The 12,202-nt window shown below is 63.7% G+C and carries 9 protein-coding genes; 6 read left to right on the plus strand and 3 right to left on the minus strand.

Translation table 11 applies throughout. From position 1 onward, the window contains the following. Window positions 1-74: 74 nt before the first annotated feature. Together N7650_RS04030 and N7650_RS04035 are read left to right on the plus strand one after the other, a co-directional pair. Window positions 75-1,223 (plus strand): pyridoxal phosphate-dependent aminotransferase, encoded by a 1,149-nt coding sequence (locus tag N7650_RS04030; protein WP_279897181.1) that lies wholly within the window; start codon window positions 75-77, stop codon window positions 1,221-1,223. Then, entirely contained in the window at window positions 1,211-2,002 is a 792-nt protein-coding gene (locus N7650_RS04035) for an amidohydrolase (RefSeq protein ID WP_009398532.1), read from the plus strand. Before N7650_RS04030 ends, N7650_RS04035 begins: the two co-directional genes overlap by 13 nt. An 84-nt stretch (window positions 2,003-2,086) precedes the next feature. On the opposite strand, the gene N7650_RS04040 is transcribed toward N7650_RS04035, so the two are convergent. Both N7650_RS04040 and N7650_RS04045 read right to left on the minus strand, forming a co-directional pair. Next, window positions 2,087-4,645, minus strand: coding sequence for a sulfite reductase flavoprotein subunit alpha (locus tag N7650_RS04040; protein ID WP_279897182.1), 2,559 nt, complete (start codon window positions 4,643-4,645; stop codon window positions 2,087-2,089). A 127-nt stretch (window positions 4,646-4,772) separates the two neighbouring features. Next, a complete protein-coding gene (locus tag N7650_RS04045) occupies window positions 4,773-7,115 on the minus strand; it encodes a TonB-dependent siderophore receptor (RefSeq protein WP_279897183.1) in 2,343 nt (780 codons plus the stop codon). A gap of 209 nt (window positions 7,116-7,324) precedes the next feature. On the opposite strand from N7650_RS04045, the gene N7650_RS04050 reads away from it, so the two are divergent. Further along, complete coding sequence (locus N7650_RS04050) at window positions 7,325-8,005, plus strand: Fe2+-dependent dioxygenase (protein WP_009398538.1); 681 nt, start codon at window positions 7,325-7,327, stop codon at window positions 8,003-8,005. A 3-nt stretch (window positions 8,006-8,008) separates the two neighbouring features. Continuing rightward, complete coding sequence (locus tag N7650_RS04055; RefSeq protein WP_279897184.1) at window positions 8,009-8,758, plus strand: tetratricopeptide repeat protein; 750 nt, start codon at window positions 8,009-8,011, stop codon at window positions 8,756-8,758. A 91-nt stretch (window positions 8,759-8,849) separates the two neighbouring features. On the opposite strand, the gene N7650_RS04060 is transcribed toward N7650_RS04055, so the two are convergent. Continuing rightward, window positions 8,850-10,013 carry a type III PLP-dependent enzyme gene (locus N7650_RS04060; protein ID WP_009398126.1) on the minus strand — a complete coding sequence of 388 codons (1,164 nt, stop codon included), beginning with the start codon at window positions 10,011-10,013 and terminating at the stop codon, window positions 8,850-8,852. A gap of 654 nt (window positions 10,014-10,667) precedes the next feature. Between N7650_RS04060 and N7650_RS04065 the strand changes: the two genes are divergently transcribed. Together N7650_RS04065 and N7650_RS04070 are read left to right on the plus strand one after the other, a co-directional pair. Then, window positions 10,668-11,156, plus strand: a complete 489-nt coding sequence (locus tag N7650_RS04065) for a sigma-70 family RNA polymerase sigma factor (protein WP_009398127.1) — start codon at window positions 10,668-10,670, stop codon at window positions 11,154-11,156. Between the two features lie 17 nt (window positions 11,157-11,173). Further along, window positions 11,174-12,145, plus strand: a complete 972-nt coding sequence (locus N7650_RS04070; RefSeq protein ID WP_279897185.1) for a FecR family protein — start codon at window positions 11,174-11,176, stop codon at window positions 12,143-12,145. The last annotated feature ends 57 nt before the right edge of the window (window positions 12,146-12,202 follow it).

The following is a 12,202-nucleotide window of genomic DNA, read 5'->3' on the forward strand; positions in this document are numbered from 1 at the left end:
TTTTCCTGACTGTCCGATCCGCTATGCTCGACGGCTTACCGTGCCTGGGCCGGGTCCGCAGGAAAGAGGGCTTCATGATCAGCAGCAAGCTGCCGAATGTCGGCACGACCATCTTCACTACCATGTCTCAGCTCGCGGTGCAGACCGGGGCGTTGAACCTGTCCCAGGGTTTCCCGGATTTCAATGGCCCGCAGGCCCTGCTCGATGCGGTGGGACGGCATGTCAGCGCCGGGCATAACCAGTATTCGCCGATGACCGGCCTGCCCGCGTTGCGCCAGCAGGTTGCGGCCAAGATCGCCCGGCATTACGGCGTCGGTGTCGATGCCGACCATGAAGTGACCATCGTTCCCGGGGCTACCGAAGGCATCTTCTGCGCCATCCAGGCGGTGATCCGCAGCGGTGATGAAGTCATCGTCTTCGACCCCAGCTACGACAGCTACGAACCCGCGGTGGAACTGGCCGGTGGCCGTTGCGTGCATGTGCAACTGGACCCGGTGGATTTCAGTATCGACTGGCAGACGTTCAGCGATGCCCTGGGCCCGCGCACGCGCATGGTCATCATCAACTCGCCGCACAACCCCAGCGGCGCGCTGATCACCCGTGCCGACCTCGATCAACTGGCGGCCCTGATCGCCGACCGCGATATCTACCTGATCAGCGACGAAGTCTACGAACACCTGGTGTTCGACGGCGTCGCCCATGCCAGCGTGCTGAGCCATGAAGCCCTGTACCCGCGGGCGTTCGTGGTCAGCTCGTTCGGCAAGACCTACCACGTCACCGGCTGGAAAACCGGTTACGTCGTTGCGCCGCCGGCACTGAGCGGCGAACTGCGCAAGGTCCACCAGTACGTCAATTTCTGCGGCGTGACCCCGCTGCAGTGGGCGCTGGCCGACTTCATGGCCGAACATCCCGAGCATATCGAGCAGTTGCCGGCCTTCTACCAGGCCAAGCGCGACCTGTTCTGCGATCTGCTTGGCCCGTCCCGTTTCAGCTTCAAGCGTTCGGCGGGCACCTATTTCCAACTGGTGGACTATTCGGCCATCCGCCCTGACCTCAATGATGTCGACATGGCCCTGTGGCTGACCCGCGAGCATGGCGTGGCGACGATCCCTGTGTCGGTGTTCTACCAGCAACCCATTCCCGAGCAGCGCCTGGTGCGCCTGTGTTTCGCCAAACGCGAGGAGACGCTGCGCGAGGCAGCGGAAAAACTATGCGCGATCTGAGCAATCTGCCCAACCTGAGCGTTGCCCTGGTCCAGACCAGCCTGGTCTGGCAGGACCGCCAGGGCAATTACGAGCACTTCGAAGCCTTGCTGGACCAGGCCAAAGGCGCTGACCTGGTGATCCTGCCGGAGATGTTCACCACCGGTTTCTCCATGGAGTCCGAACGCCTCGCCGAGCCGGAAAACGGCCCCACCTACGCCTGGCTCAAAGCCCAGGCCAGGCGCCTCGATGCAGTGATCACCGGCAGCGTGATCATCCAGGCCGCCGACGGCAGCCACCGCAATCGCCTGCTCTGGGCGCGTCCGGACGGCGAGATCCTGCACTACGACAAGCGCCACCTGTTCCGCATGGCCGGCGAGCACAAGCACTACACCCCGGGCGAGCGCCAGGTGCAGTTCGAACTCAAGGGCTGGCGGATCCGTCCGCTGATCTGCTACGACCTGCGTTTCCCGGTGTGGAGCCGCGACGCCCAGGACACCGACCTGCTGCTGTACACCGCCAACTGGCCGGCGGCGCGCCGCCAGCACTGGAACCGATTGCTGCCGGCGCGGGGCATCGAGAACCTGTGCTACGTGGCGGCGGTGAACCGGGTCGGCACGGACGGCAAGGGCTTCGCCTATAGCGGCGACAGCCAGGTGCTGGATTTCCAGGGTGAAAGCCTGCTGAGTGCGGGGGAAGCGGACGGGGTGTTTACCGTGGTGCTGAGTTCGGCGGACCTGGCGGCCTACCGGACGCGTTTTCCGGCGAACCTGGATGCCGATACCTTTGAGCTTCACTGAGTTCCCGAGGGCCCTATCGCTGGCAAGCCAGCTCCCACAAATCCCTGTGGGAGCTGGCTTGCCAGCGATGAGGCCCTCGAATACTCAGTAGACGTCCCGGCGATAGCGCCCCAGCTCGATCAACTCTTCCACAGCCGCCTCACCGAGCAACCCGTTGAGCGCCGCATCCACGCCGCCAGCCATCCCCTGCAAACTGCCGCAGATATAGATCGCCGCGCCGTCGGCCAGCCAGCGCTTCAGTTCATCGCCCCGCTGCAGCAACAGGTCCTGCACATATACCTTCTCCGCCTGGTCCCGCGAGAACGCCAGGTCCAGGCGCGCCAGGTCGCCAGTGACCAGCCAGCCTTGCAGCTCGTCCCGGCAATGGAAGTCATGGGCCTCATTGCGCTCGCCGAACAGCAGCCAGTTGCGCTGCTCACCGGCAGCGATTCGCGCCTTGAGCAAACTGCGCAGCCCGGCCAGGCCGGTACCGTTGCCGATCAGGATCATCGGCGCGGCGTCTGCCGGCAGATGGAAACCGCTGTTGCGACGCAGGCGCAGCCCGACGGTGCTGCCCGGCGCCAGGTGCTCGGTCAGCCAGCCCGAACCCAACCCGAGGCTGCCATCGGCGTGTCGCTCCTGGCGCACAATCAGCTCCAGCACACCATCGGCGGCGATCGACGCGATCGAGTATTCCCGCGCATCGATGGGGATCAACGCATCCACCAAGGCCTGGGCGTGCAGCCCGACCAGGTGTTCACGGCTGACCGGCAGTTGCCGGGCGGCGAGGGCGGCGGACAGTGATTCGCTCAGGCCATCCAGTTGCACCTGGGTGTTGCCGTCCAAGCCGAGGCCGTGAAGGAAACGCTCCACGCTTCCAGGGGCCTGGCGCGGCAGGATTTCCACCAGATCGCCCGCTTCCCATTGGCACGGCATCGGCGGGGTCAGGCCCAGCAGGAATACCGGTTGCCCCTGGCTCCCGGGATTGAGCAGTTCGCGGCGGTTCAATTTCCATGGGGCGAACCCTGGCGCTTGCCAGGCCGGCATCACGGCACTGCCGCTGAGTTCCGCCAGTTGCTGCTGCCAGCGTTGCAGCGCCAGCGGATCGGCGCTGTCCACCTCCACCGGGGCGAAGCGGGCATGGGCGCCACGCTCGCCGAGCCAGGCATGCAGGCGCCGACCGAAGCCGCAGAAATGCGGATACTGGCGATCGCCGAGGGCCAGCAACGAGTAGTTCAGCCCTTGCAGCGACAATGCCTGGCCCAGCACCTTGCGTTCGAATCCTCGGGCACTGTCCGGGGCCTCGCCGTCGCCGAAGGTGCTGACCACGAACAGCGCCCGTCCGGCCTGACGCAGGTCGTCCTCGCTCAGCGACGCCAGCGCTTGCACACGCACGGGGAGGCCGGCCGCCTGCAATTGCCGGGCGCTTTGCCAGGCCAGTTGCTCGGCGAAACCGCTCTGGCTGGCGAAGCCCACCAGCCAGCCGCCGGCCTCGTCGCTTCCCTGGGCCAGGCCGCTGCGCGCGGCACGGATCTGGCGCTTCTTGCGGCGACGGTCGAGGTACAGCAGCCAGCCGGTGACGAAGAACAGCGGCATGCCCAGGCTGGCGATGGTCAGGATGATGCGACCCGGCAGGCCCCAATAGCTGCCTACGTGCAGGGCATAGATGCTGGTCAGCAATTGCGCCTTGAACGACTTGTCGTTGTACACCTCCTGGCGTTTCACCTGGCCGTTGGCCGGGTCGATGGTCAGGGTGTTGAGGGCGCGTTCGTGAGCTGCGTCGTCCAGCAGGTAGAAGAGCATCGCCGGCTGTCCGCCTGCCGCTGGCAGGCGCAGGTTATAAGCGGTCAAGCCGGGGCCGGCGGCTTTTTGCAGGCTGGCCCAGATGGCGTCGTAGTCCACCACCAGCGCCGGGGCGTTCGGGTCGGCCTTGGGCGGGCCGCGGTGGCCGCCACGGCCTTCGCGTTTCTGTTGCTGCTGGCCAGCAGGCGGTTTGTCCGCCAGCAGCCGGCTCAGCCCTTCGCGGTACCATTCGTAGGACCAGAACAATCCGGTCAGGGCGAACAGCAGGTAGAACAGCAGGCACCAGGTGCCGAACACTGCATGCAGGTCCCAGTTGAAGGCACGGCCTTTTTTCGCCCAGTCGAGGGTCAGCCAAGTGCGCCAGTTCAGCGCCTGGCGCGGCCAGCGCAGATACAGCCCGGACAGGCAGAAGAACACCAGGACCAGGGTGCAGGCGCCGGTGATCTGCCGGCCGGTGTCGCCGAGGGTCAGGAAGCGGTGCAGGTTGAGCATCAGGTTGAAAAAGTCCTGGCCCACTACGTCGCCCTGGAAGGCGCCGGTATAAGGATCGACATAGCGCAGCTGGCCACGCCGCTCGCCCGGCGGCGGAGTGAAGAAGATTCGCGCGGCGGCGTCACTCTTGGTCTCGACCCAGATCATCGAGACCTTCTTGCCTTCGGTTTCCTCGACCCGCCGCACCAGCTCGGCCGGCGCCAGCACGCCGCCTTCGCGCACCTGGACCTTGAGCACCTGCGGGTTGATGGCCCGGAGGATTTCATCCTGGAACGAGTACGCTGCGCCGGTGATGCCCATCAGCGCGAGCACCAGCCCGGCGGTGATGCCGAAGAACCAGTGCAATTGGAACAGCGTCTTTTTCAGCACATCGACCACCTGGGAATGTTTCTGGGAATGCGAATTAGTCGCGCATTATGCCTTGATACACATGCCTTGATACACAAAAGCCCCGCTCATCGAAATGAACGGGGCAAGGGCCAAACCTGCGAAAACCTTAGAAGTGAACGCTGGTGGTCAGCAGTGCGGTACGCCCCGCCGCCTGGTTGGCGAAGTGGGTGGAGAACGCCTTGTCGTAGTAGACCTCGTTGGTCAGGTTCTGCACGTTCAGTTGCAGGTCGACGTTCTTGGTCAGCTTGTAGGCGGCCATGGCGTCGTAGCGCACGTAGCTGTCGACCTTGGTGGTGTTGGCCACGTTGCCGAATACCTCATCGGTGTAGAAGGCGCCGCCACCGATGGTGAACTTCGGCGTGATCTGGTAGGTGGTCCACAGGCTGGCCGAGTTGTTCGGCAGGTTAGGTAGTTGATTGCCGTCGTTGGCCTTGCCCAGCGGGCCGCCGTCGATCTGCCGGCCTTCCATGTAGGCGTAGCCGGCGAAGACCTGCCATTTCTCGGTGAGCTTGCCGCTGGCCGACAGCTCGATACCGTCGACGCGGGTGGTGCCGATGTTCTCGTAGGTGTTGGTGTTGACCTGGACGCGGGCGTTGTCTTTCTCGGTGCGGAAGATCGCACCGGTCAAGGACAGGCGGTTGTCCAGCAGGTCCCACTTGGTACCGACTTCGTAGTTGGTGGTTTCTTCCGGCTCCATGTCGCTGCCCAGCAGGACGCCGTTGCGATCGGTGCTGTTGGGCAGGAGGTTGCCTTCCGTGCCTTCACCCAGCATTGCACCTGGCGGGGTAGCAGCGGTGGCGTAGGAGACATAAACGCTGCCGTTGTCGGCCGGTTTCCAGACCAGGCCCAACTGGCCGGTAACGAATTCGCTGGTGTCCTTGCCCTCGGCGCGCACGCCGGTCTTGCTTACGGTAGTGGCACCGTTGGCGCCGTAGGTGCGGTACTCGGTGTCGAAGTGGTCGTAGCGCAGGCCCATGTTGACCAGCCACTGCGGGGTCAGCTCAAGGGTGTCGAACACATAGAGGGCGCGGGTCTTGCCCTTGGTGGTGGTGCCGGCGTAATTGCGTGCGATCGAACCGTTCCACGGATCGTCCGGGTTCGGGTTGCTCAGCGAGGTGCAGTTGTAGCCGCTGGACACGATCATGCCCGGGGTGCAGTTGGTGCTGGATGGCACGGTCGCCGTGATCGGGGTCGCTGGCGTGGTGTCGGTATTGACGTCATAGGTCGAACGCTCGCTCTCTTCACGGCTCAGCTCGATACCGGTGGAGAAGCTGTTCTTGAAGCCGGCGATGTAGATGTCGCCGAACAGGTCGGTCTGGTTGGTGGTGGTGGAGGTGTTGCCCACTCGGGTATTGGCCCGGCGCCAGACGCTGCCGTTGTTGACGTTGCCCTTGGAGTCGTCGGGCTGGGTCAGGATGTAGTCCTGCATCGAATTGCCGTGGCGCAGGGTGTTCTTGATAGTCAGCGCGTCGGTCAGGTCGTGCTCGATGGCGATGGTGGCGATATCGGTGCGCGCCTTGCGGAAGTCGCGGTCGGTCAGGCCGTAGAAGTTGCTGTGGTCGCCACCGGAATAGGGCTTGTCCGGGTTGGCCGAGGTGCGATTGCTGCCGGAGTAGGTGTAGGGCACGCCGGAGTCTGGCAGGTCGTCGCTCTCGACGTGGTACCAGTCGAGGTTGAGCCGGGTATCGGTGCCCAGGCCGAAGGCCAGGGACGGGGCGATGCCCCAGCGGTCGTAGTTGACCTTGTCGCGGCCGGCGACGTTGCTTTCGTGGCTCATCAGGTTCAGGCGGCCGGCAACGCTGTCGCTGAATTGATAGTTGCCGTCGAGGGTGTAGCGCTGGGTCTGGTCGGAGCCCCAGGTGAAGCCGCCGTCGAACGAGTTGCCCAGGTGGGCTTTCTTGCTCACCAGGTTGATGCTGCCGCCGGCCGCGCCACGGCCGCCGACCGCCGAGTTCGGGCCCTTGCTGACTTCGATGGATTCCACGGCGAAGATTTCCCGGGTTTGCGCGCCGGTATCGCGCACGCCATCGATGTAGGTGTCGTTCTGCGCGTCGAAACCGCGGATGAATGGCCGGTCGCCCTGCGGGTTGCCGCCTTCGCCTGCGCCGAAGGTAATGCCGGGCACGGTGCGCAGCGCGTCCTGCAGGGTCAGGGCGTTGGTGTCCTTGAGCACCTGTTGCGGCACTACGGTGACCGACCGCGGCGTATCGACCAGCGGGGCGGTGTATTTCTGCGAGGAGGCGCGTTCGACCTTATAGTCGGTGCTGGCCTGCTCGGCCTGGGCATTGATGCTGGTGGCATCGAGGGTCAACGGACCGGCCGGCTTGGCAGGTGCTGGCTCGTCGGCATAGGCCAGGTGTGCAGCGGACGTGGCGGTGATGGCGACACCGATGGCGGATGCGAGCAAGCGCGGCGAACTGACAGTGGCTGGAACGAATTGACGCGACATCAGGTGGACCCCCTCCCAAGGTTTCGAGGGGGGCGAATATAAGAGCAAGTGATTGGCAGTCACAATTGAGAAAGTGTTGCATTTACATTCTTTACATCTTTTTCACGAAATTTTGCCAAGGATCAACGGCCGTCCCTCGGCTGGGGCTTGTGATGGCTGGATAAGAATCAATACCATTGGCATCTTTTCCGCCCAGGTGCCAGATCGCCATGCTTTTACACATTCCCGGCCTGTTCAATCGCGAGGAAGTGCTGCGCATCCGCGAGGCACTGGAGCAGACCGACTGGGCCGACGGCAGGATCACTGCGGGTTACCAGTCGGCCAAGGCCAAGCACAATCTGCAACTGCCCGAGGGCCACCCGCTGGCCAAGGAAATCGGGGCGGCAATGATCGAGCGGTTATGGAGCAACCCGCGTTTCATGTCGGCGGCGCTGCCGCACAAGGTGTTTCCGCCATTGATCAACTGCTACCGCGAAGGCGGCAACTTCGGTTTCCACATCGACAATGCCGTGCGCCAGCCCAAGGGCAGTGTGGAGCGGGTGCGTACCGACCTGTCCTCGACCCTGTTCTTCAGCGACCCGGAGGACTACGACGGCGGCGAGCTGGAGATCCAGGACACCTACGGTCTGCAGCGGGTCAAGCTGGCGGCGGGGGATATGGTGCTGTATCCGGGCACCAGCCTGCATCGGGTCAATCCGGTGACCCGTGGCGCCCGGTACGCAGCGTTCTTCTGGACCCAGAGCCTGGTGCGCGAGGACAGCCAGCGCGCCTTGCTGTTCGAAATGGACAGCGCGATCCAGCAGCTCACGGCCGATGTGCCGGACCATCCCTCGCTGCTGCAATTGACCGGCACCTATCACAACCTGCTGCGGCGCTGGGTCGAGGTCTGACATATGGCATTGCAGTTACGGCGTGAGGAAGTGGTGGGCCCGGATGAGCTGGCGCAGATGCTCGAACACAGCCCGGCGAAGGCGGCCCAGGCTCTGTTGATGGCGGCGGGCGAGGGCGTGGTCGAGGCCCAGGCGTTGCTTGGGCAGGTGCTGCTGGACGGGCGCGGGATCGAGAAGGATCCGGCCTTGGCGCGGACCTGGTTCGGTATCGCGGCGCAGCAGGGCAGCGCAATGGCCCACAACATGCTCGGGCGCTGCCTGGAGCATGGCTGGGGTGGCGAGGTGGATTTGCCCAAGGCCGCGCGGCATTACCGGCATGCCGCCAATGGCGGGCTGGACTGGGGAATCTACAACCTGGGCAACCTGCTGGCTACCGGACGCGGTGTGGACCTTGACCACGGGCTGGCGCTGGCCTGCTACCGGCGCGCGGCGCAGATGGGACATGCCAAATCGATGAACCTGCTGGGGCGCTATCTGGAGGAAGGGCTGCATTGCCAGGCGAACCTTCCGGCGGCACGGGAGTGGTATCGACGTTCGGCAGAGGCCGGGGATTTTCGTGGGCAGTTCAGCCATGCGGGGGTGCTGGCGGCGCAGGGTGAACTGGAAGAAGCGCTGAAGTGGTTGCAGCTGGCGCTCGAAGGCGGCAATGCCAATTTCCTGCGAGTGGCCGGGCCGGCGCTGGAGCAGGCGGCGGAGCCGGAGGTCCGGGCGATGGCGGGGGCCTATAAGGAGCGCCTGGCTGAGTTGGTGTAGTGGCCTTCCGGGCCCTATCGCTGGCAAGCCAGCTCCCACAGCCTGTGGGAGCTGGCTTGCCAGCGATAGGGCCCGGAAGGGCGATACAGATTTACAGGTAGTAGGCCTTCAGCGGCGGGAAGCCGTTGAACTCAACAGCGCTGTAGCTGGTGGTGTAGGCCCCGGTCGACAGCCAGTACAGGCGGTCACCGATCGCCAGGTTCAGCGGCAGGCCGTACTTGTAGTGCTCGTACATGATGTCGGCGCTGTCGCAGGTAGGGCCGGCGATGACCACTTCTTCGCTCTCGCCTTTCTTCTCGGTCCAGATCGGGAACTTGATGGACTCGTCCATGGTTTCGATCAGGCCGGAGAACTTGCCCACGTCGGTGTAGATCCAGCGCTCGACCGCAGTGCGGGACTTGCGCGCCACCAGCACCACTTCGCTGACCAGGATGCCGGCGTTGGCGATCAGCGAACGGCCAGGCTCGAGGATGATTTCCGGCAGGTCGTCGCCGAAGTCTTCCTTGAGGAAGCGGATGATTTCTTCAGCGTAGGTTTCCAGGCTGTTGGTACGGGTGATGTAGTTGGCCGGGAAGCCGCCACCCATGTTGATCAGCTTGAGCTCGATGCCGTCTTCTTCCTTCAGGCGCTCGAAGATCACCTTGACCTTGGCGATCGCGGCGTCCCATACCGAGATGTCGCGCTGCTGCGAGCCGACGTGGAAGGAGATGCCGTAAGGCACCAGGCCCAGGTCGCGGGCGAGGATCAGCAGGTCCATGGCCATGTCGGTCTGGCAGCCGAACTTGCGCGACAGCGGCCAGTCGGCGGTGGTGGAGCCTTCGGTGAGGATGCGTACGTAGACTTTCGAACCCGGGGCGGCCTTGGCGATGTTGCGCAGGTCGGCTTCGGAATCGGTCGCGTACAGGCGCACGCCCTTCTCGTAGAAGTAGCGGATGTCCTTGGATTTCTTGATGGTGTTGCCGTAGCTGATGCGGTCGGCGGTGACACCGCGGCCCAGCACCTTGTCCAGCTCGTAGATCGAAGCGATGTCGAAGCTCGAGCCTTTGTCTTTCAGCAGGTCGATGATCTCGACCGCCGGGTTGGCCTTGACCGCGTAGTAGACCTTGGCGAATTCGAAGCCGGCGCGCAGGTCGTCGTAGGCCTGGCTGATCATCTGGGTGTCGATGAGTACGAACGGGGTTTCTTGCTTGTCGGCGAAGGCCTTCATCTTCTGGAAGGTTTCGCGCGCAAAGTAGTCTTCGACCTGGATCGACATACCTGGGAACTCCATGGGCAAACTGAATGAATAAGTGGCTGCAACTGAACGCCCTCCGTATCCCCACTTTGGTTCGCCTACTTCCCAAGGCATGTCGCCGAAAGCAAAAAGGTCAACCGCGCGCGATACATTGCTGCTGCGGGTGACCTTGCTGTCTCGTCGTCAGTACTTGAGCCGGATGGATCGTTTCCAGCATGGACGTTCGGCGCGAACTTTAGGACCTGAGGGGTTCAAGATCAACTAAAAATGTCGCCTTTTCGTACTCCTCGGCGACCTGTTGTCGGCGTGTTCCTTTCATAACCGACCCAAGTGACAGCCATATGTTCCGCCAGATCGCCGATGCGTAAAGAATTGTGGAATAGCTGGCGAAATGCTCACTTTTCCCGAACTTCGACACTCAGCCTTTCAATTGGCGCGTTTCCCTTCAAGTTACTGTTCACTTATTAAATATGACCGTTTGTCGAGTGTGTTCGAGCGGGTGTTTGAATGCCCTGGGTGTTCATATTTATGGCCACCTGAAGCGTGCGTAGTTGCAGCGAAAAAATTTTGCCCGGTGCACCTCCGATCGGCCGGACGAAGGTCGGATTTGCCGGCGTTAACGAGAAACATTACTATTCGCACACTTTTCCACTGCCTGACGACGACCTTCCCACCGTGTCTCGACCCAAAGGCTTCCTCGACCACTATCACGAGCTGATCGGCACCTGGACGCGCAAGCTGCGCAGTCGCCAGCAGGCCGAGGACCTCGCTCACGATGCCTTTGTCCGCGTCTTGGAAAGCAAGCCCGGCGCGGTGCAGCAACCACGCGCCTACCTGCACCAGACTGCGCGCAATATCGCCGTGGACGGTTATCGTCGCGAAGACCGTCGCCAGTCCCTCGAACAGCAGGCCCTGGACCTTACCCCGCAGGTGGACGACGATCCGGAGGCCTACATGAATGCCCTGCAATTGGCCGACAGCGTCGAGCGGGCGCTGGCCGAGTTGCCGCTGAACTGCCGCAAGGTGTTCGTCTGGCAGAAGCTCGAAGGCCTGACTCAGGCGGAGATCGCCGAGCGCATGGGCCTGAGCAGGAACATGGTGGAAAAGTATATGATCCGCACGCTTCGCCATCTGCGCGAGCACCTGGATGTGGCGAACAGATGAGTCAGGCGAAGGTATTCATGAATCAGGACGCTAGTTCCGGCCCCCAGGAGGCCGCGCGCGCGCAGGCGGCCGAATGGTTCGCCCGGGTTCAGGACGGGCCGTTGTCGCCTGAGCGGCAGGCGGTGTTCGAGGCCTGGCTGGCGCAGGATCCGCTGCATCGTGACGAATACCGGATGCTGGCCGAGCTGTGGCGGGCCAGCGACCTGCTGCCCCGTGCGCGCCTCGAGGCCTTGTGCGTCGAGGATCCGGTCGCCGTCCTGCCGCGTCGGCGCTTCATCCGCCAGGCACTGGCCGCCGGCGTCATGGCTGCTGCGGTCGGCCTCGGCTGGTTCACCTGGCAGGACGGCAAGCTCGACCATTACCAGCAACTGCAGACCGGCCTCGGCGAACGCCGCCAGGTCGTGTTGCCGGACGGCTCCCGCCTGGAGATCAATGGCCGCACCCGCCTGGAAGTGCGTTTCAGTGCTGGACAGCGGGATATCCGCCTTGCCCAGGGCGAGGTGATGTTCAGCGTCGCCCATGACAGCGGGCGGCCGTTCGTGGTGGACGCGGGCAACGGCACGGTCACCGTGACCGGCACCCGCTTCGATGTGCGCCGCGATCCCGGGCAGACCCGGGTGGTGGTGGAACAGGGCTCGGTCAGGGTCCAGGGCCATGGTGACTCTCGGGCGCTGCTCAGCGCCGGTCTCGGTTCCCATATAGATGAAAACGGCAACGTTGCCGCCGCCTACAAGGTGGACCCCGCCGCGCTGACCGCCTGGCGCTCGGGCAAGCTGGTGTTCAACGACGCTTCCCTGGCCCAGGTGGCCGAAGAAGTCTCGCGCTATCGCCGGCAGCCGCTGAAAGTGGCGCCGAAAGTAGCGAAGCTGCGCCTCAGCAGCACCTTCCGTGTCGACGACACGGACGCTCTGCTGCGGGCCTTGCCGAGCATCCTGCCGGTGTCCGTGGTGGCCCATGCCGACGGCTCCCAGGAAATAATTGCAAAATAGATTCAGGTATTTTTTCAGTTGTTCGTCTTCCTGCCTGACTTGTAATTGCCAAGCATT

It is taken from the genome of Pseudomonas sp. GD04058 (assembly GCF_029836855.1).
GTDB lineage: Bacteria > Pseudomonadota > Gammaproteobacteria > Pseudomonadales > Pseudomonadaceae > Aquipseudomonas > Aquipseudomonas bharatica.